The sequence below is a fragment of the Peptoniphilus phoceensis genome (genome assembly GCF_001517665.2).
GTDB lineage: Bacteria > Bacillota > Clostridia > Tissierellales > Peptoniphilaceae > Peptoniphilus_A > Peptoniphilus_A timonensis.
Window position 1 is genome coordinate 367,309 of record NZ_LN999808.1, and the last position, 26,286, is coordinate 393,594.

Consider the following 26,286-nt stretch of genomic DNA (forward strand, 5'->3'; position numbering starts at 1 on the left):
TAATAAGATATTTTATCATAATTAAATATTTTATTAATAGCCATTGTTTTAACTCCTTATATATTAAGAGTGTCTATGATATAATTATTAAATAGATATTAATAAAATAATATAGGAGGAATCCTTTTGGATAAAATATTAGTAAAATCAAAGGGCCCATTAAAGGGCAAGGTTAGAATTTCAGGTGCAAAGAACGCAGCGCTGCCAATTTTAGCAGCAACTATTCTTGGAACAGAAGAAATAGTTTTAGAAGATATTCCTGAACTTAAAGATGTTGAAATAATTACAGAGGTTTTAAGGAAACTTGGACTTAAAATAGAAAAAGATGGCAATAGACTTGTCATAGATCCAAGTGGTCTTAACTCTTATAAAACTGACTATGAACTAATGAGCAAGATGAGAGCATCTTTTCTTGTCATGGGACCACTTCTTGCAAAATTAAATAAGGCTTACAATTCTCTTCCAGGAGGCTGTAATATTGGATCCAGACCAATTGATTTGCACTTAAAGGGTTTTAGGGCATTAGGTGCAGAAATTGAAATGACTCATGGAGAAATTAAGGCAGAATGTGACAAATTAGTTGGAACTAGAATTTATCTTGACTTCCCATCAGTTGGAGCAACTGAAAATATAATGACAGCAGCAGTTCTTGCCGAAGGCGAAACTGTTATGGAAAACTGTGCCATGGAACCAGAAATTGTCGATCTTGCAAACTTCTTAAATAAAATGGGAGCAAAGGTAACTGGTGCAGGAACTTCTACTATAAAAATCAAGGGTGTTGAAAAGTTAGGCGGATGTACTCACCAAGTAATACCAGATAGGATTGAGGCTGGAACTTTTATGGTTGCAGCAGCAATTACTGGAGGAGATATAACTATAGAAAATATTATAACTTCTCATTTAAAACCTGTTATAGCAAAATTAGAAGAAACTGGCGCCAAGGTAATAGAAAATGGAGAAACAGTTAGGGTAATTGGAACAGATGAAATTAAACCAATAGAAATAAAAACTCTTCCTCATCCAGGTTTCCCAACAGATTTACAAGCACAATTTATGGCACTACTCACACAAGCTGAAGGTCAATCATCTGTTATAGAAACAGTTTTTGAAAACAGATTTATGCACGCAGAAGAACTTAAAAAAATGGGTGCAAAAATCAAAGTAGTAGATAGAGAAGCTATACTTTTGGGTAAAAACAAATTATACGGATCTAAAGTTTCTGCGACAGATTTAAGAGCAGGTGCTGCACTTATACTTGCGGGATTAGTTTCTGAAGGTGAAACTGAAATTTCTGAAATTCATCATATAGACAGAGGTTATGAAAAAATTGAAGAAAAATTTAGAAATCTTGGAGCAGATATAAAAAGAATTTAAGAAAGGAAAATGATAATGAAAAAAAGATTAATTATTGGAATGCTTTTAGTGCTTTCGCTATTTATGACGGCTTGTTCCTCTAATGATAAGTCTAATGAAGAGGGAAAAGTTCTAAAGGTAGCAGTTTCAGAAGATACTACTACTCTAGAAACTGATTCAATTAATGACGATTATGCTGAAAATATATTAATCCAAGTCTATGACACTTTGGTTAAGAGAAATGCAAAGGGCGAAATTGTAAATTCACTTGCTGAATCTATTGAAAACCCTGACCCACAAACTTTTAAGATAAAACTAAGAGAAGGAGTTAAGTTCTCCAATGGAGATCCTCTTACAGTTGATGATGTAATCTTTACATTAAATAGAGCAGCAGAAACTGAAAAGTTCAAACCATTTTATGGAAAAATTGACAAAAATTCTTACCAAAAAGAAGATGACTTGACTTTCTCTTTTAAATTAACTGAAGCAGATGCAGCTTTCTTAAACTCACTTTCTCACCCAGCAGTTTCAATTCTTTCAAAGAAATATGTTGAAGGTGGAGCAGACCTTGCTACTGCACCAATGGGAACTGGTCCTTTTGTACTAGATGAATGGATTCAAAATGACCACGCTACTTTCTCAGTAAATGAAAATTATTGGGGAGATAAGCCACAAATTGCTGGAATCGAAATGAAGGTAATACCAGAAGCATCTCAAAGACTTATTGAACTTGAAAGTGGTGGAGTTGACTTAGCTTATAAGATTGACCCAAGTGAAATTAAAAACATCGAAGAAAGTGAAGACTTAAAACTTTATAGAAAGTTAGATAACTCAGTTCACTTCATTGGATTTAATATGGCAAAGGCACCTTTTGACAAGAAAGAAGCCAGAGAAGCTATGATAAATGCAATTGATATGAACACAATTTTTGAAACTGTTTATATGGACAGTGGAAAGCTTGCAACTAGTCCAATTAACCCTAACTTCAAATACTCAATTGCTGATTCACTTGAAGCAAATAAAGTAAATAAAGAAAAGGCAAAGGAACTTTTTGCACAAGCAGGCGTGGGAGAAGGAACAAATCTTTCAATTTACACATCTGACAATGCTCAAAGAGTTAATGTTGCAACTATGATGCAAGCTCAATTAAAGGAATACGGAATTGGTCTTAATGTAGAAAGACTTGAATGGGGTGCTTTTGTTGATGCACTAAAAAGACAAGAACACAACATGTTCATCATGAGTTGGAATCCATCAATTGTCGATGCTCACTATGAACTTTTCCAACCTTTCCATACTTCAAATAAGGGTGAAGGACCAAACTATATGTACTTTGGCAACGAAGAACTTGATAATTTAATGAAGGAAGGTCTTTCAACAGTTGATGAAGCAAAAAGAGCTGAAATTTATAAGAGAGCTCAAGAGCTTATAAATGAAGAATATCCATGGTTATACATTTGCTATGGTGAAACACTTGTGGCAGCTAACAATAGGATAGAAGGACTAGAGTTACTTCCAAAATATCCACAAGAACTTAAAGATGTAACATTATTAGAAAAATAATTTTTTTGAAATTCACCAAGTTCTTATTTGGTGAATTTTGTCTTTTCTAGGAAAGAAAGGATTAGATATGACAAAATATGTATTAAAAAGACTCTTGATTTTAATACCTACTCTTCTTGGTGTAAGTTTTATTGTATTCTTGCTTCTTTATCTATCACCTGGAGATGCTGCCCTTGCAGCAGCAGGCCCCAATGCTCCAAAGGAAACAGTAGAAGCTATAAGAGAGAGTCTAGGACTAAATGAACCCTTCTTGGTTCAATATGGTAATTATTTAAAAAACCTAGTCTTACATTTTGATTTGGGCACAAGTTATCAATCAGGAAGATCAGTTACAGAAGCACTTTTAAGAGTTTTTCCAACAACTATTAAACTTGCAGGTGGGGCTCTTATTATTGCAATTATAATGGGTATAACTTTTGGAGTTATTGCAGCTTTAAACAAAAATACTTTTGTTGATTCCATTATCACAGCTTTAGGAATGATTGGACTTGCTATGCCGATTTTCTGGTCAGGACTTTTATTAATTATAATTTTTTCTACAAAGTTAAAACTTTTACCTGCATCAGGATTTTCTTCCATAAAGCAGATGATCCTTCCTTGGTTTGCCCTTGGATTTCAATCATCTGCAGTAATAATGAGGATGACAAGATCTGCCATGTTAGATGTTTTGGACAAGGATTATATTAGGACTGCTTATTCAAAGGGACTTAGCAAGAAAAAAATTATTTTTGTTCACGCTCTAAAAAATGCAATGATTCCAGTTATAACAACAATTGGACTTCAAGCAGGAGGACTTCTTGGTGGAAGTATATTGACAGAAACTATTTTTTCTATACCAGGAATTGGAAGACTAATGGTTGACTCTATAAAAACTCGTGACTATCCAATTATCCTTGGAGCAATTATGCTTATAGCCATAGTTTATTCAGTGATTTCCATTGTAGTGGATATACTTTACGGATTTATTAATCCTAGAATAAAGTCAGAGTACAAGTAGGTGAGATATGTTAAAGAGATTTAAAACATTTTTTAAATATTATAAGAGGAACAAAATTGCACTTGTCGCTCTTGGAATTTTAATTCTAATAATTTTTGCGGCAATTTTTGCAGATTTCCTTGCACCTTACGACTACACAGAACAATTTCCAAAAGACAATTTTTTAAAACCAAGTGCTAAACATTTAATGGGAACAGATAATTTTGGACGTGACATATTTTCAAGAGTCCTAAAGGGAGCACAAATTTCTCTAAAAATTGGATTCTCATCAGTAATTATCTCAACAGTAATTGGAGTTATTATTGGTGCCTTTGCAGGATATTATGAAGGAGTTTTTGATGCCATAATAATGAGAGTTATGGACACAATATTATCAATTCCACAACTTGTCCTTGCCATTGCCCTTGCAGCAGCTCTTGGTGGAGGAATGAGAAATTTAATTTTGGCAGTTTCTCTTTCATCTATTCCCTCCTATGCAAGAATTGTTAGAAGTCAGGTTATGTCCGTAAAAAATTTAGAATACATTGAATCAGCGAGACTTGCAGGTGTTAAAACTTTTAAATTAATTTTTGCAGAAATTCTTCCCAACTGTTTTGCGCCTATAATTGTTCAAGCAACTATTGGAGTTGGGACTGCTATTTTATCTGCAGCTTCACTTTCCTTTATTGGAATGGGAATTATGCCACCAGAAGCAGAATGGGGTCAAATGCTATCTGAGGGGAGAGCTTATATAAGAAATTATCCTCACATAACATTATTTCCAGGTATAGCAATTGCCCTTACTATCTTAGTTTTAAATATAGTTGGCGACGCCCTAAGAGATGCCTTTGATCCAAAGTTCAGGAGGTAATATGTTATTAGAAATAAAAAACCTTGAAGTTTTTTTTAAAAGCTCCCAAGGAATTGTAAAAGCAGTTAATAAAGTAAATATAAATACTCGTGACGGGATGACAACGGCTATTGTTGGAGAAAGTGGATCGGGAAAATCTGTGACAACACTTGCAATTATGGGTTTACTTGACAAGTCCTCTCTTGAAAAAATTTCTGGAGAAATAAATTTTGAAGGGAAAAATCTTCTAGAACTTTCAGCTGAAGAACTTAGAAAGATCAGGGGAAATGAAATTTCAATGATTTTTCAAGAACCAATGACTTCCCTAAATCCAGCCTTAAAAGTTGGTTACCAAATGTCTGAAGTCTTTAGAACTCACTTTAAGATGGACAAAAAAACAGCCAAAGAAAAATCTATTGAGATGATAAAAAAAGTTGAAATAGATAGGGCTGAAGATGTCTACAATTCTTACCCTCACGAACTTTCTGGAGGTATGAGACAAAGAATTATGATTGCCATGGCACTCTCATCTTCTCCAAAACTTTTAATAGCAGATGAGCCGACGACAGCCTTAGACGTGACTATCCAAAAAGAAGTCTTGGAGCTTATGAAAAAATTAAAAGAAGATATGAAGGCTTCTATTATTTTTATAACTCACGATCTTGGAGTTGTGTCTGATATTGCAGATTATGTAAATGTAATGTATGCAGGTAAAGTTGTGGAAAGAGCAAAGGCTCGTGATATTTTTAATAATCCACTTCATCCTTACACAAGAGGACTAATTAAGGCGATACCAAGTGCTCACAAGAAAAAGGATGAGCTATACACAATTAGGGGATCTGTGCCAAATCCAATAGATCTTCCAGAACGTTGCAACTTCTGTGACAGGTGTGATGAAAAAATGAAAATTTGTGAAGAAAAGCTACCTGAAGAAGTTGATATTGATGGACATAAGGTAAGTTGTTTCTTGTACAGGTGATTATATGGAAGATAAAATAATTTTACAGGTCAAAAATTTAAACAAGGAATTCAAATTAAATAAAAACAAGACTCTAAAGGCAGTTAATGATATTTCCTTTGACTTAAAGACTTCACACACATTGGGAGTAGTTGGAGAAAGTGGATCTGGTAAATCAACTCTTGCCAGGTGCGTAATGGGTCTTTATCCTGATGCCAGTGGAGGAATAATTTATCAAGGGAAAAATATTTTAGAGGAAAATCAAAGAGAATTAAAAGCTTACAGAAGAGATGTCCAAATGATTTTTCAAGATCCTTATTCTTCCCTTAATCCAAGAAAAAAATGTAAGGATATTATTGCATCGGGCATAAGAAATCTCTTGGGAGAAAAAGACAAGAAAAAGATTTATAAAAAAGTTCTTGAAACCATGGAAATTTGTGGTTTATCAGAATATCACATGGAGAGATATCCCCATGAATTTTCTGGAGGTCAAAGACAGAGAATTTCCATTGCAAGAGCTCTTGCAGTTGATCCAAAGATAATTGTCGCTGATGAACCAACATCTGCTCTTGATGTTTCTATTCAAGCACAAATTATAAACTTAATGGAAAATTTGCAAAAAGATCTTGGTCTTTCTATGATTTTTATATCTCACGACCTCTCTGTTGTTAGACACGTGGCAGAAGAAGTTCTTGTAATGTATCACGGTAAATGTGTGGAGTATGCAGATTCAGAAGAAATTTTTGAAAATCCAAAAGAAGCTTACACAAAGAAACTCCTCTCATCAGTTCCAGGGAAAAAACTTGCAGATTGCTATGATATTTAAGATGTGTGGAAAATTTTAAGTTGGGGTATTATAATTAAATAAAGTAGATAAAACTGTAGTTTTCTACAGTTTTTTATTTTGTAGGTGAAATTATGATTGATGAAAATGGGAAAAAAATTTTTTATAGCGATGAAGAAAATAATTTTGATATTCCGCTTGAATTGATCCAAGAAATTTATGATAAAAGAGAAGATGAGATGTTTTTAAATTCAGATGAAAACATTGAAATTCCAAAGACAAAGGAAGACGAAAGTTTCATAAGTGATAAGGATTATGAAGATAAGGAAGAAGATAGAGAAATAATTTCAAATAATTATCCTTCTTATGAAGAGGAAAGTGAAGATGACTATTATCTAAATAGGATTGATGAAGTGGAAGAGATTTTAGATGAAATCTGTGAATCTATCCCAGCTTATGCCTTTGATCACTTAAATGGCGGTATAATCTTAGTAGAAGATAAAAAATATCACGAAGAAGCGAGAAATGACGATCTCTTAGTTATGGGAGAATATCAAAGGTCAGTCCTTGGCAATATGATAAAAATTTATTACGGATCCTTTATGGAAATGTACAGATTTTCATCAAGTGACAGACTTAGGGAAAAGCTAGAAGAAGTTTTGCTTCACGAATTTACCCACCACCTTGAATTTTTGGCAAATGAGTGGGGACTTGTCATTGAAGACAAGAAATTTTTAGAAGAATATAGAAAAGGAATAAAGAATGAATAAAATTTTAGGATATTTTTATAAGGGACTTGGGAAATTTTTTGACCTTCTCTTGACCCTTTTAATTGTAATAGTAAATATTGCTGTGGATTTATTTTCTGCAGTTAGAAGATTTTTATTGTACATAATTTCCATGGGAGGATGTTTAATAATACTCTTGTTATTAAATCCCTTTGCTTGGAGAGGACTAACTCAAAATAATTGGCTCTACACCTTAATTGTTTTGGCATTAATCGTCCCACTACTTGGAAATGTGTCAGAATCTTTTTTGAAGTATGTCCACTACATGGTTACAGAATTTTTCTACGATAGGGCAGATCACTATCTTCTTGGAAAAGAAAATGAATTCGAAAGTATCTCTGGATATGGAAGAGCTTATTGGGAGAAAAAAGAAAGAGAAAGACTTAGACAAGAGGAAGAAAAGAGAAAGCAAAGAGAAGAAGAATTTAATCAAAGATTTAAAGATTTTGGTGGCTTTACTTGGACAAGCTTTGATGATTTTTCTGAATTTGAAGAATTCTTTAGACAAGCTGGTTATGGAGGATTTTACGAAAATCAAGGAGGAACTTATGGCAATAACTATGGGGGTTCCTATGGAAATAATTATGGAGGAAGCTCATCATCTTCTAGACCTGGTGCTTCTTATGGCTTTAAGGACCAATACGAAAAAGCCTGCGACACTCTTGGGGTAAATTACACTGCAGACAAATATGAAATAAAACTTGCCTACAGGAAGATGGCAAAAAAATATCACCCAGACTTAAATAAGGAAGCTGGCGCAAAAGAAAAATTCCAAGAAATAAATGCAGCCTACGAATTTTTAAATGACACTAACATAGAAATGTATAAGAAAATGAGCTCTAAAAATTAAACTTATAAAAAGAAGGACCGCGAGGGTCCTTTTTTGCTATTTAGATTTTAAAAATTTACAACTATCAAATATTTAAGAAAAATGTTTTATTTAACTAACCGCGAAAAAATTATTTTATAATATCTTCTGCCATTTTATAAAATTCATTTATGTCCATGTCATCTCCAGCCATTAATGCATATTGGACTCCCTTGTAGTCAAAGACTAGGTGCTTTGAAGCGTCTTCTTCTCTTTTATCTGAACCAATAGCTAAGTTAAAGAAAGGATCATTTTTTGACCTTTCAAGTTCTTCTTTTGTTGCATATTTTTCATCTGGTAAAACGACGCTTTCCAATCTTGAATAATAAACTTGCACGCCCTTAATTTCTCTCATTTCTTGATGGGCTTGTTCTGAAGTAGGTACTGAACTTTCTGGATACTTGTCAATTGAAAGAATAACTTTGTCGTCTGCTTCGTTTTTATAAGTTACTTTAATTGCCTTTCTCTTATTTATTTTTGCTCCAGTGTCATCTATGTCTGCCATGTTAACCATTGTGATTCCGTCAAACTTATAGTCCCCTAAACTTTCTGGGGCATAGGCATCGAAGCCAGACTTCTTTTCTGCCTTTGCCATGTCAGTATAGTTTGTGTAGTTATAATAAGACGATGAAGATGAAATTGTTCCTGTAATTTTTCCTGCTGCAAATACGCCTGCTGAAAGGACAAGGGCAGCAGCTGCCACTAATACAAATCTTTTTTTCATTTTAAATTCTCCTTTTTCTTCTTGTGAATTGATTTCCAAATCAATTTTATTTTTAAGATAATCAGAAGGAGAAGAATCTTCAACAGACTTATTCAGTTCATTTTTTATATAATTATCAAAATCTTTCATAATAACTCTCCTTCATATACTTCACTTGTTTTTAAAAGTTCTTTCTTTAAATTTTTTCGAGCCCTATAAAGTCTAGACTTAACTGTTCCTTTAAATGTATTCAAAATTTTTGCGATTTCTTCTATGGAGAAGTCGTTGTAATAATATAGGACTAGGACTTCTCTTTCCTTTTCTTTTAAATTCATGAGGGCATCTTGGATCTCAGATTTTTCTTCTATCTCATCTTCTCCAAGATAAGTCGGACTTTTTTCTGCCTTATCAAAGATAAATTCATCAGGAAACTCTCTCTTCCTCTTCTTATATCTTGTGTAGGAAGTGTTCTTTAAGATGGAGAAGATCCAAGGCCTTAGTTTTTCAAAATCAGAAAGAGATTTTGCGTTTTTATAAATTGATACAAAAGTGTCTTGGAGGACATCTTCAGCATCTTCCTTATTTCCCAAGATTAAGAGACCAGTCCTATATAAGACTAGGTAGTATTCCTCGTAAAGGAGGTCAAAGGAATCTTTGTCGCCAGTTTTTAATTTTTCGAAATCTTCTTCTGTAAATTTTATTTCACGATTCATTTTTTTCCTCCTCTCATAGATGCATCTACTTATAAGACTATTTAGGACATAAAAAGGTTCATTTATTTTAAAAATTTTTATAAAAAAAATCTCCAGCTAAGTGGAGATAAATTAATTTAAGGTTTTATTGGAAATCCAACCTCTTAAATTTTCTTGTGAAATTGCATTTTTCACTTCAACATAACACCAGATTCGCTCGCTCTGTTCGATTTTTGTTTCCAAAACATAGAGTTCAGTTTCCTTATCCAAGACTTTTATGATGTCAGAGTCCACGCTTGGTTCATTTCTAAGATTTGCCTTGTCTGTGGCAACATTTCTATAAGTGTGAAGAAGTTCGTAAGATTTTTTTGCCATTTCTGCTGAATCTTTTTCATTTTCTTCTTTTTCAAAGCTCTCTCTTAGATTTTCACTTTTTTGCACATCTAAATTATTTGCACTTTCAATTTCTCTTTTTAAAGTTGACGCCTTTGCAGATTCAGGCACAACATTGAGATAAGAGTTTAAAAGTAAAAGGGCATCGGTTTTGTCATTTTGATATGAAGATTTTACTTCTTCTAAGATAATATTTTCTATTAAGAGAAGTTTATCTTGAGCTAATTTATAATTTTTTTCATCTTCTTGAATTACCTTTTTAAAATTGTAGGCAGAGTCTATATAATCCTTTTCTTCAAAAAGTTCTTGACCCTTTTGGAAAAATTCATCAGAGGCTACAAGTTTCTTTAAATTATCTATTTCATTTAAGTTTTCGGGACTCATTTTGTCCTTAGTCGCTTCAGTATACATTTCAAGGGCTTCTCTGTACTCACCACTTGAGGCAAGGCCCTTTGCGTCGTCAATTTTGCTTTCGTTTCTCGAAGTTTTAGCAATGTTTATTATAAAAAGAGAAACTATAGAAAAGAAAATTATAAAAACGATAGTGAAGAAAACTTTTTTGCCAGAAAAAGATTTGGATTTTTTTGGACTCACTTCATTGGTCCTATCGAGTTTTAGACTTTTGGTATTTGGAGCAATTTTTGAGAGGTTTGTTTGAGTTAAGTGGGTTTCTAAGTTTTTTAAGTTAATATCAGATGTTGATCTTGTGTTTTCAATTACATTTAAAATTTTGGAGTTTATTAGAGCTTCTGTTAGATTGTTTAAGACAAAGCTCTTGTTTCTTCCACAAAATTCACATTCATTAGTTTCTTTTTCATTTATAAAACCACAAGCGCATCTCCAAAAATCAATTTGATTTTCGCCATAAGTTTTTATGCCTTCGCCGAGAGTTTCCTTTATTTGTGCACGTTTTTTCTCAGGTATTACTGGAAGACTAATTTCATATTTTTTATCAGAGCAGTTATAATTTTTTCCATCAGCTGTATATTTGGAAATATAAATGTCAATTGCCCTTGCATCATAAAATCTTTCATCAAGGATAAAAGGATCCAAGAAATAGCGGGTGTAAGGTGCAATATTTACTGCTTGTTGAAAATAAAATTCACGACCATTAAAGAGATAAGACTTTTCAATGGATTTGAATTTTACTGCAAACTCAATATTCGTTACATAAGAGTCCTCGCCATTTAAGATATCTATAGCTATTGCGAATTCTCCGCTAGTGAGTTCGGCATTTGCTATTTGAATTTTTTCACTTGTATTAAAACTAAGTTTTGTTGGTAAAGTTCTAAAAAAGCTCATAAAGACTCCTTTCATCTACTTTATAATTATATTATATTTAAAAAACTTTTACAATAAGCCGCCTATTTACTAAAAATCTCACATGTCCTATAATTTAATTAGAATTCGAATTAAATTATTAAAGATAGAAATACTTTTATGTAAATAAAAATGGAGGTAAAAATGAAAGTTTTAATTGCAGCGCCTTTTGCAAAAAAATATGGAAAAAAAATTGAAAAACTAGGTTACGAAGTTTTAACTTATGATGAAAATAATCCCAATGAAAAAGATGACTACGGTGAAGATATTTTAATTGGAGCAATAAATCTAAAAAAAATAAATTACAAAAATCACAAAAATTTAAAATATATTTTTTTGACATCAGTTGGAATAGATTTTCTAGATTTGGAATATATTAAAGATAATGAAATAATTTTGTCCAACAATAATGGTGCCTACGACGACCCAATAGCAGAGTGGATAGTTTATGGACTTTTACAAATTAATAAATTTGACAGAAAAAATATAGAAAATCAAAATAAAAAAGCTTGGGGAAAAAGATCTTTTTCATACAATCTTTATGGGAAAAAGGCACTATTTATGGGAACTGGAACAATAGCTCTTGCAGGTGCCAAGAGACTCAAGGGTTTCGATATGGAATTAAATGGTTTTAACACAAGTGGAAGAAAGGTAGAGCCCTTTGATAATGTATATTCACTAGATGAGCTAGATAAAATTTTGCCAGAGATGGACTATATTATTATGTGCCTGCCAGGTACTGAAAAAACTCATCATATTTTGAATAAAGAAAGATTTGAAAATTTAAAAGATGATTCTGTAATTGTAAATATATCTAGAGGGGCAACTATTGATGAAGAAGCTCTAATTGATGCCTTAAAATCTAAAAAAGTAAGAGGAGCTGCCCTAGATGTATTTGAGGAAGAACCACTAAGTGAAGATTCTCCACTTTGGGAAATGGAAAATGTCTACATCTATCCTCATATTTCATTTTCTTGTGAAGATCTTGGTTATAGACAATTTGTTACAGCTTATCAAAATTTAAAAGCTCTTAGAAATGATGGCGACTTCAAAAATATAGTAGACTTCGACAAGGGTTATTAAAAGTTATTAAAAATTTGCGGGGTGCTTTTATGTTAGATAAATTGTACGCTCATATAGATAGGACTGATACAGAAAAGAAACAAAGTCTTTATTCTCACCTCATAAACACAGGACTTGAGGCAAAAAGTTTTGGCGAAAAAGTTGATATAGGAAATATTTCTTTTTTAACAGGACTTCTTCACGACATAGGCAAGGCGAGTCTTGATTTCCAAGAAAAAATAATTGAATCTTCTAATAAGATGGTAGACCACTCTAGTTTAGGTGGTCTATTTGTCGTGAAAATTTATGATAGAGTTTTTGAAGAAATTGACACGACTACAAATAAATCTATCTTAGAATTAAGAGATATTTTAGAAAAGGATAAAAAACTTTTTTTAGAATTAAGTGACTATATAAATATTTTGATTTACACCATTATGTCCCACCATTCTCAATACGATATGGTTAGGAAAAATGAAGATATGGCATATGTCTTGACAAGCCTTGACAGGATCAAAAAAATTGAAAAAGAATCTTATAGATTTGGCGACATTAAGGGAGAAAATTTTTCTCTTGATGAATTTTACGAACTTGTAGAAAAATTTTATGAATCTAAGGGAATTTATTTAGTGGATTTATTTTGCCAGGGATTTTTAGAATATGTAGAAATCTTAAAAAAATTAGAGAAAACATCTGATGAGTACTCTAAGGACAAAAAGTCTGAAGCCCTATGTTTTTATAAGTCTATGTTAATTAGACTTTTGATTTCAATTTTAAAATCATCGGACATTTTGGACACCATAAACGCCTATGACAAAGTAATTCCTGATGAAGACAAAGACAAATTGAGGCAAGTAGAAAAAACATTTGAAGAAAATATTAATAAAAAATATCAATCTTTTGGAGAGCCCGAAGGGAAATTAAATATTTTAAGAAAGCAAATTTCTGATGACATTTTGACTAGGTCAAAAAAAGATGAAGTTGGAATTTATAAATTAGATTTGCCAACTGGTGCTGGCAAAACCCTCTTGTCCCTTAGATATGGAATAAATCAAATAAATTATAAGGATAAGGACAGATTTTTTTATGTGACGTCTTTTCTTTCAGTTCTTGAACAAAATGCCTCTGAGATGAGAGGAATTTTAGCTAATGATGATTTTGTCTTAGAACATCATTCAAATGTTGTTGACGACAAAAGTGAAGCTATAAATGACGACAAGGATGATTCTCTTTATGAAGTTAGGAAAAAATATCTCCTAGATGATTGGAATTCTCCTGTAGTTTTGACAACTATGGTTCAGTTTTACAATTCTATATTTAAGGGCAAGTCATCAAATTTAAGGAGATTTAAATCATTTATTAATTCTGTAATTATTTTGGACGAGTGGCAATCTATTCCAACAGAATTTTTATATATTACAAATCTTTCTCTTAATTTTATGAAAATTGTAATGAAGGCGACCATTGTTTTGTCCACTGCGACACAACCTACAAATGCTTCAGTTTCTCTTCTTCACAAACTATCTTATGGAGATATGTATGGGGAAAATGTAGATATTATTGAGCATAAAAATTATGATTTTTCAGCTTTTGAAAGGACAAAATTAAAAATTTATGGTGACATAAATGAAATGTATTCTTCTCAGGATATAAGAGATTTAGTTTTAGAAAATTCTGACAAGGCAATTTTAGTTATTTTAAATACCAAAAAAGTTGTAAAAAAATTATATGACTTGCTAGAAGATAATTATTATGAGGAAGATTTGTATTATCTTACTACTAACTTAACTGCAAGCGACAGGTTAAAAAAGATTGGAGAAATAAAAAGTAGATTAAAAGATGGAGATAAAATCTGCGTAATTTCAACACAACTTATTGAAGCTGGAGTTGATGTGGACTTTGATCTTGTCATTAGGTCCCTTTCTGGTATGGATTCAATAATACAGGCAATGGGAAGGTGCAACAGAGAAGCTAAAAGAAAAAATGCTTTTACTTATTTAATAAATTTAGATAAAAATGAAGAAAAGACTTCTATGCTAAAGGGAGTTGACGAGAGAAAACTTGCCTGCAAGGCAGCCTTAAATGAAAGTGTAAAAGATTTAGACATAAAGGAATTGACAGAAAATTATTTTGAAAAACTCTATGCAAACTTAAAATTAGATCAGTATTCAAACATTTTAGAATTATTATCTGAAAATAAAAAAATTTGCGGAGATTTTAAAAAATTAAACCAAGTTGAAGAATTAAAGGAAATAGCGGGATATATAATTGACGAAGAAAGACAAATTTACTTTGATTTATTTCAATCCTTTAAAAAAGCTTATAGAGAATTTGAACTTATTGAAAACAGTCAAAATACAGCAATTGTAAATTATAAAGAAAGTGCAGAAGATTTAAATAGACTAAGAGATCTTTCTTTAATATTATATGGAGAAGATTATAAAAAAAATTTAAAAGAGTTAAAGTCAATAGTAAAAAGACTTTCAAGACACACAGTTTCTGTAGCTAAAAAAGATTTGACCTCTTGTGAAAATATTTTGGATGGAAATATTCATATACTTCCAGAAGAATTTTACCATGATAAATTTGGATTAAATTTTGAAAAAGCAGATACTTTTATATTGTAAATGAAAAAGACCCTTTTTTATATTAGGGTCTTTTTTTAAAGAAAGAATTCTAAATAAAAACAAATTAAATTTGAGCTTGACAAAACATCTGTTTTAACATTATGATGAAAGTAGAAGAGATGATTTCGTTTTCATAAAAAATTTTTAAATATGAGGAGGTGAAAGACTTGAATAAGTCAAAATACTTTTATGCAAAAGTATATGGTGATAGAGCTCTTTTTACTTCACCTGAAAGTAAGAGCGGAGGGGAAAAGATCTCATATAGCGTGCCTACCAGAGAAGCCCTAAAAGGAATAATTGATGCAAATTATTTTAAACCCACAATTACAAATGTCATTGATGAAGTTAGGATAATGAATAAAATCGAGTCCTACACTCAAGGTATGAGACTTTTATTAAAAGATTACAAGTCTGATTTGTCGGCATATACCTATATTTTTGATCCTTGTTACTATGTTAAATTTCACTTTGAGTGGAATGAAGATAGAGAAGATCTTAAAAATGACAGAAACTTTTTAAAGCATGAAGCCATAACAGAAAGATCTCTAAAAAGAGGCGGAAGAAGGTCAATTTTTTTGGGGGTTTCAGAATGTCAGGGCTACATTGAATACTTGACTGAAGAAGAATATGAAAGTGACAAGGGATATTATGATGAAAGTAATTTAGGATTTGGACTTATGTTAGTTGGACTAATTTATCCAAAGAAGTCTGGTGAAATGCTAAAATCAGCTTATGGAATGATAAATATGAAAAGTGGAAGAATAAAATTCCCAAGACCAGAAGAATGCCCAATAATAAATGAAGTTTCAAATTATTCTTTTAAAGAGCCTAGTCTCACAAAGACAGTAGACCAAGAATTAGAAGACTATTGATGGAGGTGATATATTGAGTTTTTTAACAGCTTTATATAATTCATATAATTTTGGACTTGAAAATAATTTAGTGGGAAATCTAGACGATAAAGCAAGTTTGATACTGCCAATTTATCACAATTCCATGAAGTCCAATGGCAAGAATATTGTAGAAATTTTACTTAATAAAAAGAGCGAATTAGTAGATGCAAAATTTTTAGAAGAAGGAGACATTGTAATTTTCCCTGTGACAGAAGATTCTGTTGCAAGGTCTAGTGGAGTTGCGCCCCATCCTCTTTTCGATAACTTTGACTATATAATTCAGGATAATACAAAAAAGTCTAATGCCTATATTAATCAGCAGGAATCTTGGTTAAATCAATGTGAAGATGATTTTGTAAAAATCATTCACGATTATATCATAAAAGAAAAGGTTTTCGAGGGCATACTTTCAAAACTTTATAGAGATTATAAGATTACAAAGGATAAAACTGTTGAATATATTGATAATTCAGAAAAAAAGCCTAAAAGTGTTACTGTGGATTTTTCCAAAGTTTTTTTGACTTTTGCAGTTGAAAATTATGATGGAAAAAAAGATTTAAGACTTTCAGAGAATAAAAATTTGCAAGAAAAGTTCATAAAATACACAGAAGAAAGTTTTGCAAGAGATAAAGATTCTGAAAAAATTATTTGCAATATATCTGGAAAAGAAGACTTTTTGTGCTTAAAACACAAGCCTCTTATTGGTTCAGCAAGGCTTATTTCACAAATAACTGCCAACAATGAAAATTTCTTGGGAAGATTTGATAAGCCCGATGAAACTATAAAAATTGGCAAAGACTCTAGTCAAAAAATTATTCAAATGGCAAAGGCACTTTTGAATGGAGAAAACACTTCTAGGTGGCTTGGTGAATTTACTTATGTCCTCAGTTGGTTTTCTGATGATATTCAAAATAAATCTGAAATGGATCCAACTAGAAAGTTAGAAAAAAGTTTAGAAGAAAAGAAAACTAGTGCCAGAAATAAAAGAGCCTTTATGCCATCAGAGGAAGTTTTGCAAGAAAATAGAAAAGAAACTTTTATGACTATTTCTGATGCAAGATCTGATGAAATTGTAAAGTCCTTTACTAGTGGAAGAATTTTATTTAATGACACTTCCAAGTACTACATTGCAATAATTGACAAGGTTAGTAATGGAAGGGTAGCTTTAAAATATTTTAAAGAAATGGAAACTTCAAGACTTAAAGAGAACTTGGTGAAGTGGCAAGGTAAATATAATTGGATAAGGACTACAAAAGAAAAGGGAAAACACCTCTACACTCCAAGTCCTTTTGCTTTAATCCAAACAGCTTACGGAGTTGAAAGAGAAAAGGGGTTGGAAGTATCAAAGAAGAGCTTTTCAACTGACCAGTATAAAAATATTATAATGGCAATAGTTGAAGGCAGGGATATGCCTCAAAATATTACAAGAGCTTTGGAAGTAAATATTAGAAATAGATTGAATTACGATAAATCGTGGCAACAAGTTAAGCTATGTGCCTTGGCAGCCTTAAAGGATAAGGAGGGAATTAATAGCAATATGTTAGATAGAAAAGAAACAGATAGGTCTTACTTATTTGGAAGGTTACTGGCCTTGTACGAAAGATTAGAAAAATTAACCTACGATATGGATACTGATAGACTTACAAATGCTGAGAAACTTTGGACTAGTTTTGTAAATAAACCAGTGACAATGAATTTAAGACTTAGAAATCTAATTAGACCTTATGAAGATAAGTTACTCAATAATGAATCTAAAAGAGGAATTTATTTTAAGATAAAAAAAGAAATAAGAGAAGTTACAAACTTAATTAGCGAAAACTACGATTATAAACTAAAAGAAACTAATAAACCCCTTAGTTCAGGTTTCATATTTGGATATGAAGCACAAATGGCAGACTTATTTACCAAAAAAGAAGATAAAAAAAGTTTAGAAAGTGAGGAAAATAATGATAAACAATAAGGTAGATTTTATTTTTACAATAGAAGTTTCTGGAGCAAATCCAAATGGAGATCCACTTACTGGCAATATGCCGAGAATAGATAACAGAGGCTTCGGAGAAATATCTGACGTTTGCCTAAAGAGAAAAATAAGAAATAGGATGCAAGATATGGGTCATGACATTTTTGTAAAATCCTTAGATAGAAGTGATGATGGATTTAGATCCCTTCAAAAGAGATTTGAAGATGTATTTAAAAAAGAATCTGACGAAGAAGTAGAAAAAATAGCTAATGAAAAATGGCTTGACATAAGGTCTTTTGGACAAGTTTTTACTTACCAAAAAAGAGCTCTTGGAATAAGAGGACCAGTTTCCATATCAATTGCAAAATCTATTGAACCTATAGAAATCACAACAATGCAAATTACAAAATCCATAAGTGGCATGGAACCTGCAGCGGGAAAAACGAGATCTGCAGATACAATGGGAACAAAACACTTTGTTGACTATGGAGTTTATGTAGTAAATGGAAGCATAAACTCATACTTTGCTGAAAAAACTGGATTTGATGAAGAAGATGTAGAAACAGTGAAAGAATGTATAAAAACTTTATTTTTAAATGATATTTCTTCAGCAAGACCAGACGGATCCATGGAAGTGAAAGACATATTTTGGTTTAACCACTCATCAAAAATTGGAGATGTGTCAAGTGGTAAAATAAGAGATCTTATAAAGTACGATTTACCAAATGCAGAAGATCTAAAAGTAAAATATGAAGATTATAATATAAGATTAGACCAAGAAAAATTAAAAGAATATGAAGAAAAGGGACTTAGAGTAGAACATATTCAAGGTATATAAAAATGTATGCCGAAGATGACTATTTAATGTTAAATGGAATACAACATTTTTTGTTTTGCAAAAGACAGTGGGCACTAATCCATATAGAAAATATTTGGACAGAAAATTCCTTTACAGCAGAAGGTCAAGTCATCCACACAAAAGTAGATAAGCCCTTCATAAAAGAAAAAAGAGGTGACATAATAATATCAAGAGCAATGTCAGTGAGTTCCAAAAATTTGGGGCTCTCTGGCAGACTCGATGCAATTGAATTTCACAAATCAGATGAAGGTATAGAGCTAAAAAATAGAAAGGGGAAGTGGCTTCCAGTAATTGTAGAATATAAGAGGGGCAAAAAGAAAAAATACAATTACGACAACGCACAATTAATGGCACAAGCAATTTGCATAGAGGAGAATTTCAATATAAAACTAGAATATGGATACATTTATTACAATGAAACTGATAGTCGAGAAAAAGTGCCTTTTACAGATGAATTAAGAAAGTTAACTGTTGATGCAGCAAGAGAGATGCATAAATACTATGACGAAAAAATTATTCCCAGGGCGGAAAATTATAAGAACTGCAGAATGTGTTCACTATATGATGAGTGCAGTCCTAGAATAACTAAGAAGATAAAAAATGTTGGAAATTATATTTATGGGGCAGAATTATGAAAAAATTACTGAACACCTTATATGTGACTAACCCAGATTATTATTTGAGAAAAGAAGGAAGAAATATTTCTATAACACTTGATTCAAAGAGAATCGCAAGATATCCAATCCACATATTAAAACAAATAGTTTGCTTTAATTATATGGGAGTAAGTCCAGATTTAATGAAGATGTGTATGGAAGAAAATGTAGCTTTAACATTTTTCACACCCTATGGGAAATATTGCGGAAGAGTGATAGGAGCATCCTATGGAAATATTTATACGAGAAAGAAACAATACAAGATGCAGGATTCAGAAGAATCCTTGGATTTTGCAAAAAATATCATCTACGCTAAGGCATATAACTCTAGAAAAGTCCTTATAAGAGGAAAATTAGACAACAAAGATAAAGTTGACATCAAAAAGTTGGAAGAAACAATAGATTCCATAAAAATACTCATGCAAGAAATAAAAAAATGTCAAAACAAAGACAGCCTAAGAGGAATAGAAGGAGCAATTGCAAGAGAATATTTCTCTGTATTAGACGAATTAATAATAAAACAAAGAGAAGATTTCTATTTTATAGATAGGAGCAAAAGACCACCTATGGATAGATTTAATGCCTGTATATCCTTTCTCTACTCGCTTCTTACGAATAACATTGCTGCAGCCCTTGAAGGTGTTGGAATAGACTCTTATGCAGGATTTTTCCACACAGATAGACCAGGAAGAGTGAGTATGGCACTTGATATAATAGAGGAGATGCGAGCCTTTTTAGTTGATAAATTCACACTCTCAATGATAAACTTAAATAGAATAAATAAGAAGCATTTTGAAGTAAAGGAAAATGGCGCCACACTCTTAAATGAAAAGGGTAGGCAAATAGTTCTGGAAAATTTAACTAAGAGAGATCAAGAAGAAATATATCATCCTTTTATAGAAGAAAACATAAAAATTGGACTTATTCCTCACGTTCAAGCTCTTCTATTAAATTCCTACCTTAGAGGGGACATAGAGGCCTATCCACCTTTTATGATGGGAGGTTAAAGTGCAAGTATTAATAACCTATGATGTAGAAACTGTATCTCCAGCTGGTAAAAGGAGACTAAGACAAGTAGCAAAAGTCTGTGTCGATTACGGACAAAGAGTTCAAAATTCAGTATTTGAATTAAATATTTATCCAGCAGATTTAGTAGAGATAAAAAACAAATTAAGGAAAATAATTGACCCAGAAAAAGACTCCATAAGAATATATAATTTGGGTAAAAACTGGGAGAGAAGAGTGGAAAGTTTGGGAAAAGACGACAGCTATAACCCAGAAAAAGACTTGTTAATCTTATAATTACATGAGATTCTTATCTGAACATAAAAAACTTAGACCTAACTCATAAAAAACAAGAAAAAATGAGACAAAACTCTTAAAAAAATGATTAGCTGTATTTTTTAGTAGGATATAATGGCTAAAAAATGCAGTCGCACCCTTCGTGGGTGCGTGGATTGAAATGAAAGGTAAAGTCTAAGATTGAAATAATTGATGATGTCGCACCCTTCGTGGGTGCGTGGATTGAAATGGCACTCTTGCATATATAGGATATAGACCTTGATTTGTCGCACCCTTCGTGGGTGCGTGGATTGAAATATCTATTTTCTGCCTTATCTTATCTATCAGTTTTACGGTCGCACCCTTCGTGGGTGCGTGGATTGAAATTTGAATGTCTGACTTATGTCCTGCATCAAAAGAGGTATAGTCGCACCCTTCGTGGGTGCGTGGATTGAAATTATACTTGTGTGCTTGTCCCTAACATGAGAGGTAACGTCGCACCCTTCGTGGGTGCGTGGATTGAAATAGTAATTTTGCTAAATCTCTTATTTTAATGTAATTGTCGCACCCTTCGTGGGTGCGTGGATTGAAATTGTTAAATTATTTTGATTGGTATTTTTAGGTCTGTAAGTCGCACCCTTCGTGGGTGCGTGGATTGAAATATTTATCTTGTAATGTAATTATATTATTTTGATAACGTCGCACCCTTCGTGGGTGCGTGGATTGAAATATCTTTCGAACCGTCACATTCACACACAGACTGTTGTCGCACCCTTCGTGGGTGCGTGGATTGAAATTTCAGTAGAATTCTTAGGTTTGTAACCAAATTCGTCGCACCCTTCGTGGGTGCGTGGATTGAAATGACTCCACGATAAAAAATCTCAACGAATCCATACAGTCGCACCCTTCGTGGGTGCGTGGATTGAAATCCTTTTACATGATTTTCAATAGCATAATTAACAAGTCGCACCCTTCGTGGGTGCGTGGATTGAAATTGTTGACGTAATGTACTTAGGATAAGGGGTGATAAGTCGCACCCTTCGTGGGTGCGTGGATTGAAATATGGGAATTGGTGTAAATCGTAAATTCTCGGAAGAGTCGCACCCTTCATGGGTGCGTGGATTGAAATATGGGAATTGGTGTAAATCGTAAATTCTCGGAAGGTCGCACCCTTCATGGGTGCGTGGATTGAAATAATAATAACACTATATATAGTATGATAACATTTTACATCGCACCCTTCATGGGTGCGTGGATTGAAATGAAGATGTAAAGTTATACGAGATTAGAGAGTTTAGTCGCACCCTTCGTGGGTGCGTGGATTGAAATAAAAAAGGAAAGTATATTGTGAAAATATTGAAACACAAAAATATTTGTGGTACTTTAAAATTCAGCAAAGAAGATAATTTATATTATGGGAAAATCTTAAATACTCAAGGTTATTTCTTATATCATGGAAAAACAGAAGAAGAAGCTACCCAAGATTTCAAATATAGAGTAATAGATTATTTAGAGTATTGTAAAGAGAATAACATCAAAGAAACGGAAGCAATAAGTCGCACCCATTGCGGGTGCGTGGATTGAAAATTTTTACTCGCCCAGCGAGTGATAAAAAAGATCTCGTCGCACCATTGACAAGTGTATGAATTAAATGTTATTCAGGACCACTATAAAAGCAAAGGGTGATTTTTATCAAAGTAAAATTTATTGGGGAAACGGACCCTGTTTATCTGATTAATGGAAAGATCTACGATGTTATTAGTATTGAAAAGGATTGGTACAGGATTATTGATGAAGAAGGGGAGGATTATTTATATCCACCTGATCTTTTTGAAGTTATTGATGTGAAGGATTAATTTAATAAGTTTTTATTTACGAAATTATTTAGTGTATGTGAGATGCCTGGTTAAGGAAATTAGTTTTTCGAAAGGGGCATCTTTTTTATTTTTAAAGAGGTCTCCTATGAATTATAAAGTTAAGAGACAAAAATGAAAATGTTAATTTAAAAATATAAAGTGATAGATTTTTGTGAAGTTGTTAAATCTTATGAAGTGATAAACTCTTATGAAGTTATTAAATCTTATAAAGTAATGAACTTTTATGAAGTCACTGGAAGCTGTGAAGTAAAAAATCTTTTACGAGTTCACTAAATAATACAAGGAAAAAATTATTTAGTCATATAGAAGAAAATCTTAACACAAAGGTAAATTAATTCTAACAATTTTGTGAAGTCTTCTAGTCTTTATAGTATAATAAAAATAGCGTGCTATGAGATTTTATGTAAAAACTTGTAGAAAATTATTTTATTTATTATAATACTTTTATTATGGAGGTAATATGAGATTATCAAAACTTTATATGCCAACTCTTAGGGAGGATCCACAAGATGCAGAGATTGCATCTCACAAGTTTCTTTTAAGAGCAGGTATGATTAGAAAATCTGCTAGTGGTGTATATACATACTTGCCACTTGGCTATAGATCTATTAGAAAAATTGAAAATATTGTTCGTGAAGAAATGGATAAGGCTGGTTCTATGGAGATTTTAATGTCTGCTATTCAACCTGCTGAAATCTGGAAAGAGTCTGGTAGATGGGAAAAGTTTGGTCCTGAAATGTTTAAGTTAAAGGACAGAAATGACAGAGAGTTTTGTCTTGGACCAACTGCTGAAGAATATTTTACTACTCTTATAAGGGACGAAGTTAAGTCTTATAAGGATCTTCCTCTTAATCTTTACCAAATTCAAACTAAGTACAGAGACGAAAAGAGACCTAGATTTGGTATAAATAGGGCAAGAGAATTTTCTATGAAGGATGCTTATACTTTTGATACTTCACCTGAAACTCTTCACACTGCTTATATGAATATGTACGATGCTTATGAAAAGATTTTTGATAGGCTAGAGCTTGATTATAAAATTGTTGAAGGGGACAATGGTGCTATGGGAGGCACTGCTTCTCATGAGTTTATTGCTCTTTCAGAAACTGGCGAAGGTGTAATTGTTTATTCTGAGTCTGGAAAATTTGGTGCTACTGAAGAAAAGGCTCCTGTTGAGTATATTCTTCCTGAAGCTGAAGATAAAAGGGAACTTGAAAAAGTTAATACTCCAAATGCAAAGACAATTGAAGAAGTTTCTTCTTTCTTAAAGCTTGATCAAAAGAGATGTGCCAAGGCAGTAGATTTAATGCTTGGAGATGAAGCTGTTATTGTGTTTATTCCTGGGGATAGGGAACTAAATCTTGCAAAGCTTGTTTCTTATACGGGAGTTGCTGAACATGATATTAGAATGATGGACGACGAGGAAATCAAAGCTATTAAGTCTAGTCCAGGTTATACTGGTCCTCTTGGTCTTGATGTCAGAATGATTTTTGATAAGAGACTTACTGAAATGGACAATCTTGTTGTTGGTGCTAATGAAAGTGAATACCACTACATCAATGCAAATTATGGTCGTGACTTTGAAGGCGAAGTTGTAGATGATCTTCTACTTGTAGCTGAAGGCGACAAGGTTCCTGAAACTGATGAAGAGTATAAATTTGCTAGAGGCATAGAAGTTGGAAATATTTTTAAATTGGGTACAAAATATTCAGAAGCTTTAAATGCGACTTACTTAGATGAAAATGGAAAGTCAAATTATTTCTATATGGGTTCTTACGGAGTTGGTATTACAAGATCTGTGACAGCAGTTATTGAGCAAAATCACGATGATAATGGTATTATCTGGCCAATGTCTGTGGCACCTTATGAAGCAATTGTTACTATAGTAAATACTAAAAACGAAGATCAAGTTGCTCTTGGAGAAAAGATTTATGAAAAGCTTCAAGCTAAGGGTGTAGAAGTTTTACTTGATGACAGAAAGGAAAGAGCTGGAGTCAAGTTTAAGGATAGAGACCTTATTGGTATTCCGCTAAGAATTACTTGTGGAAAGAAATCAGCTGATTCTATTGTTGAGTATTCAACTAGAAGGGAAATGGAAAATTCTGAAATTCCTGCTGATGAAGCAATTGAAAATATTATAAATGAAGTAGAAAAGGTTAGGTAGTATGGGCGATTTTAAATTTGAGATTACTGAGCACTTGGGAGTTTTATCTGAAAGTGCTAAGGGCTGGACAAAGGAACTCAACAAGGTTTCTTTTAATGACAGACCAGCTAAGTATGACTTGAGAGAATGGGATAAAGACCATCAAAAGATGTCTAAGGGTATAACTCTTAATGATGAAGAGATGGAAATTCTCTCTAAGATACTAAAGGACAGAGCTATTTAATAGGTTTTTAAAATAATTTATGTTATAATATAGAGATATGAAAAACGCGATGAGCGAGGAGGCAATTGAAATGGAAATTAAAAAGAAAGAAAACAACACTGTCTTTTTTGACATTGTTTTAAAAAGAGAAGATATAAAAAAAGCTGAAAATGAAGTTTATAAGAAAAATAAAAAATACTTCCAAATTCCTGGATTTAGAAAGGGTCATGTTCCTAAGAATATGATCGAAAACATGTATGGTAAAGATGTATTCTTTGAAGATGCTATTAATGAACTTCTTCCTCAAGAATATGAAAAAGCAATTAAAGAATTAGATCTTAAAGTTGTAGACCAACCAAATATTGATATTGACGAAGAAAGCATTGAAAAGGCTGAAGACCTTGTTATTAATGTTTCTGTTGATGTTAGACCTGAAGTTGAAATTAAAGATTACGAAGGAATTGAAATCGAAGACCCAACTCTTGAAGTAACTGATGAACTTATTGATTCTGAAGTTGAAAACCAAAGATCAATGAACGCAAGAATTATAAATGTTGATGACAGATCTGTAGAAGATGGCGACACTGTAAATATCGATTTTAAAGGTTCTGTTGACGGAAAATACTTCGAAGGTGGAGAAGCTGAAAGCCAAGATTTAAAGATTGGTTCTAATACATTTATTCCAGGTTTTGAAGAACAATTAATTGGACATGAAATTGGCGAAGAATTTGATATTACTGTTAAATTCCCAGAAGATTATCACCAAAAAGATTTAGCTGGTAAAGATGCTAAATTCGAAATTAAATTAAATGGAATTTCTTATGAAGAACTTCCAGAACTTGATGATGAATTTGTTAAAGATATTTCTGAATTTGACACTCTTGATGAATTTAAGGCAGATCTTAGAAAGAAAAAAGAAGAAGAATTTAAGACAACTTCTGAAATGGAAAAACAAAGAAGAGCTATTGATAAAATCGGCGAAATGATTGAAGCAGACATTCCTGAAGGAATGATTAATGCTCAAATCGATGACATGATTAGAAATTATGACCAAAGTTTAAGAGCTCAAGGTATTAGCTTTGAAGACTACATCAAGATGATTGGTCAAAGTCTTGAAGATTTCAAAAATACTATGAGACCTGAAGCAGAAAAAACTGTTAAGAATGACCTTGCTCTAGAAGCTCTTGTTAAAGACATGAAAATTGAAATAACAGATGAAGAAATTGAAGAAGAAGTAAACAAAGTTGTTGAAGATTACTTCAAGGACGACAAAGACCACATGGAAAAAATGAGAGAATACATGCTTAACGAAAACAAGGACGTTGTTAGAGATGACCTTCAAAAGAGAAAAGCTATTGAAACTCTTGTTGAAAAGGCAAAATTTGTTGAACCAGAAGAAATTTCTGATGAGGATATAGAAGAAGCTAAAGAAGATAAATAATCAAGGATGTGATTAA

Annotated in this window: 25 protein-coding genes and 1 CRISPR repeat array; of the genes, 22 read left to right on the plus strand and 3 right to left on the minus strand. The window is 32.3% G+C overall.

All coding sequences use genetic code 11. The annotated features are described in order from the left end of the window. The first annotated feature begins 126 nt into the window (after window positions 1-126). The 8 genes from murA (at window position 127) to BN3657_RS03815 (ending at window position 8,122) form a co-directional block, all read left to right on the plus strand. Window positions 127-1,374: a UDP-N-acetylglucosamine 1-carboxyvinyltransferase gene (gene murA, locus BN3657_RS03780; RefSeq protein ID WP_062551841.1), complete on the plus strand. Its 1,248-nt coding sequence runs from the start codon at window positions 127-129 to the stop codon at window positions 1,372-1,374. 15 nt (window positions 1,375-1,389) lie between these two features. Next, the gene (locus BN3657_RS03785) at window positions 1,390-2,916 is read left to right on the plus strand and encodes an ABC transporter substrate-binding protein (RefSeq protein WP_062551842.1); all 1,527 of its coding nucleotides are present in this window, start codon (window positions 1,390-1,392) and stop codon (window positions 2,914-2,916) included. A gap of 67 nt (window positions 2,917-2,983) precedes the next feature. Further along, window positions 2,984-3,913, plus strand: a complete 930-nt coding sequence (locus tag BN3657_RS03790; RefSeq protein ID WP_062551893.1) for an ABC transporter permease — start codon at window positions 2,984-2,986, stop codon at window positions 3,911-3,913. Window positions 3,914-3,920: 7 nt separating this feature from the next. After that, window positions 3,921-4,763: an ABC transporter permease gene (locus BN3657_RS03795; RefSeq protein WP_062551843.1), complete on the plus strand. Its 843-nt coding sequence runs from the start codon at window positions 3,921-3,923 to the stop codon at window positions 4,761-4,763. Window position 4,764: 1 nt separating this feature from the next. Further along, complete coding sequence (locus BN3657_RS03800; RefSeq protein WP_062551844.1) at window positions 4,765-5,721, plus strand: ABC transporter ATP-binding protein; 957 nt, start codon at window positions 4,765-4,767, stop codon at window positions 5,719-5,721. A gap of 4 nt (window positions 5,722-5,725) precedes the next feature. Beyond that, entirely contained in the window at window positions 5,726-6,526 is an 801-nt protein-coding gene (locus tag BN3657_RS03805) for an ATP-binding cassette domain-containing protein (RefSeq protein WP_062551845.1), read from the plus strand. A 92-nt stretch (window positions 6,527-6,618) separates the two neighbouring features. After that, window positions 6,619-7,254: a metallopeptidase family protein gene (locus BN3657_RS03810; RefSeq protein WP_082676818.1), complete on the plus strand. Its 636-nt coding sequence runs from the start codon at window positions 6,619-6,621 to the stop codon at window positions 7,252-7,254. Beyond that, window positions 7,247-8,122, plus strand: coding sequence for a DnaJ domain-containing protein (locus BN3657_RS03815; RefSeq protein WP_062551846.1), 876 nt, complete (start codon window positions 7,247-7,249; stop codon window positions 8,120-8,122). Before BN3657_RS03810 ends, BN3657_RS03815 begins: the two co-directional genes overlap by 8 nt. Before the next feature lie 109 nt (window positions 8,123-8,231). Here the strand turns inward: BN3657_RS03815 and BN3657_RS03820 are convergent, their stop codons facing one another. The 3 genes from BN3657_RS03820 to BN3657_RS03830 all read right to left on the minus strand — a co-directional run bounded on the left by BN3657_RS03820 (window position 8,232) and on the right by BN3657_RS03830 (window position 11,230). Next, window positions 8,232-8,993: a hypothetical protein gene (locus tag BN3657_RS03820; protein ID WP_062551847.1), complete on the minus strand. Its 762-nt coding sequence runs from the start codon at window positions 8,991-8,993 to the stop codon at window positions 8,232-8,234. Next, a complete protein-coding gene (locus tag BN3657_RS03825; RefSeq protein ID WP_062551848.1) occupies window positions 8,990-9,556 on the minus strand; it encodes an RNA polymerase sigma factor in 567 nt (188 codons plus the stop codon). Before BN3657_RS03825 ends, BN3657_RS03820 begins: the two co-directional genes overlap by 4 nt. A gap of 111 nt (window positions 9,557-9,667) precedes the next feature. Then, on the minus strand, window positions 9,668-11,230 hold the full coding sequence (locus BN3657_RS03830) for an SH3 domain-containing protein (RefSeq protein WP_062551849.1): 1,563 nt from the start codon (window positions 11,228-11,230) through the stop codon (window positions 9,668-9,670). A gap of 162 nt (window positions 11,231-11,392) precedes the next feature. On the opposite strand from BN3657_RS03830, the gene BN3657_RS03835 reads away from it, so the two are divergent. The 14 genes from BN3657_RS03835 to tig all read left to right on the plus strand — a co-directional run bounded on the left by BN3657_RS03835 (window position 11,393) and on the right by tig (window position 26,270). Then, the gene (locus BN3657_RS03835) at window positions 11,393-12,331 is read left to right on the plus strand and encodes a phosphoglycerate dehydrogenase (protein ID WP_062551850.1); all 939 of its coding nucleotides are present in this window, start codon (window positions 11,393-11,395) and stop codon (window positions 12,329-12,331) included. A gap of 29 nt (window positions 12,332-12,360) precedes the next feature. Beyond that, complete coding sequence (locus BN3657_RS03840) at window positions 12,361-14,937, plus strand: CRISPR-associated helicase/endonuclease Cas3 (RefSeq protein WP_062551851.1); 2,577 nt, start codon at window positions 12,361-12,363, stop codon at window positions 14,935-14,937. Between the two features lie 158 nt (window positions 14,938-15,095). Continuing rightward, window positions 15,096-15,809 (plus strand): type I-C CRISPR-associated protein Cas5c, encoded by a 714-nt coding sequence (gene cas5c, locus BN3657_RS03845; RefSeq protein ID WP_230204181.1) that lies wholly within the window; start codon window positions 15,096-15,098, stop codon window positions 15,807-15,809. Window positions 15,810-15,822: 13 nt separating this feature from the next. After that, the gene (gene cas8c / locus BN3657_RS03850; RefSeq protein ID WP_062551853.1) at window positions 15,823-17,790 is read left to right on the plus strand and encodes a type I-C CRISPR-associated protein Cas8c/Csd1; all 1,968 of its coding nucleotides are present in this window, start codon (window positions 15,823-15,825) and stop codon (window positions 17,788-17,790) included. Continuing rightward, window positions 17,777-18,628, plus strand: a complete 852-nt coding sequence (gene cas7c, locus BN3657_RS03855) for a type I-C CRISPR-associated protein Cas7/Csd2 (RefSeq protein ID WP_062551854.1) — start codon at window positions 17,777-17,779, stop codon at window positions 18,626-18,628. The genes cas8c and cas7c overlap by 14 nt, the downstream gene beginning before the upstream one ends. Before the next feature lie 2 nt (window positions 18,629-18,630). Further along, complete coding sequence (cas4, locus tag BN3657_RS03860) at window positions 18,631-19,284, plus strand: CRISPR-associated protein Cas4 (protein WP_062551855.1); 654 nt, start codon at window positions 18,631-18,633, stop codon at window positions 19,282-19,284. After that, complete coding sequence (gene cas1c / locus BN3657_RS03865) at window positions 19,281-20,312, plus strand: type I-C CRISPR-associated endonuclease Cas1c (RefSeq protein ID WP_062551856.1); 1,032 nt, start codon at window positions 19,281-19,283, stop codon at window positions 20,310-20,312. Before cas4 ends, cas1c begins: the two co-directional genes overlap by 4 nt. Window position 20,313: 1 nt before the next feature. Beyond that, the gene (gene cas2, locus BN3657_RS03870; protein WP_062551857.1) at window positions 20,314-20,607 is read left to right on the plus strand and encodes a CRISPR-associated endonuclease Cas2; all 294 of its coding nucleotides are present in this window, start codon (window positions 20,314-20,316) and stop codon (window positions 20,605-20,607) included. Window positions 20,608-20,737: 130 nt separating this feature from the next. Then, window positions 20,738-21,915: a CRISPR direct-repeat array (repeat unit 32 nt; unit sequence GTCGCACCCTTCGTGGGTGCGTGGATTGAAAT). Window positions 21,916-21,933: 18 nt separating this feature from the next. Then, the gene (locus BN3657_RS08425; protein WP_062551858.1) at window positions 21,934-22,170 is read left to right on the plus strand and encodes a hypothetical protein; all 237 of its coding nucleotides are present in this window, start codon (window positions 21,934-21,936) and stop codon (window positions 22,168-22,170) included. Window positions 22,171-22,268: 98 nt separating this feature from the next. Continuing rightward, window positions 22,269-22,442, plus strand: a complete 174-nt coding sequence (locus tag BN3657_RS08500) for a hypothetical protein (protein ID WP_154664287.1) — start codon at window positions 22,269-22,271, stop codon at window positions 22,440-22,442. Between the two features lie 159 nt (window positions 22,443-22,601). After that, window positions 22,602-22,736: a hypothetical protein gene (locus tag BN3657_RS08655; RefSeq protein ID WP_268258896.1), complete on the plus strand. Its 135-nt coding sequence runs from the start codon at window positions 22,602-22,604 to the stop codon at window positions 22,734-22,736. 187 nt (window positions 22,737-22,923) lie between these two features. After that, the gene (locus tag BN3657_RS03875; RefSeq protein WP_062551859.1) at window positions 22,924-24,627 is read left to right on the plus strand and encodes a proline--tRNA ligase; all 1,704 of its coding nucleotides are present in this window, start codon (window positions 22,924-22,926) and stop codon (window positions 24,625-24,627) included. A gap of 1 nt (window position 24,628) precedes the next feature. Next, complete coding sequence (locus BN3657_RS03880; RefSeq protein WP_019138952.1) at window positions 24,629-24,850, plus strand: YdbC family protein; 222 nt, start codon at window positions 24,629-24,631, stop codon at window positions 24,848-24,850. Window positions 24,851-24,920: 70 nt separating this feature from the next. Next, window positions 24,921-26,270 carry a trigger factor gene (tig, locus tag BN3657_RS03885; RefSeq protein WP_062551860.1) on the plus strand — a complete coding sequence of 450 codons (1,350 nt, stop codon included), beginning with the start codon at window positions 24,921-24,923 and terminating at the stop codon, window positions 26,268-26,270. Window positions 26,271-26,286: the final 16 nt, after the last annotated feature.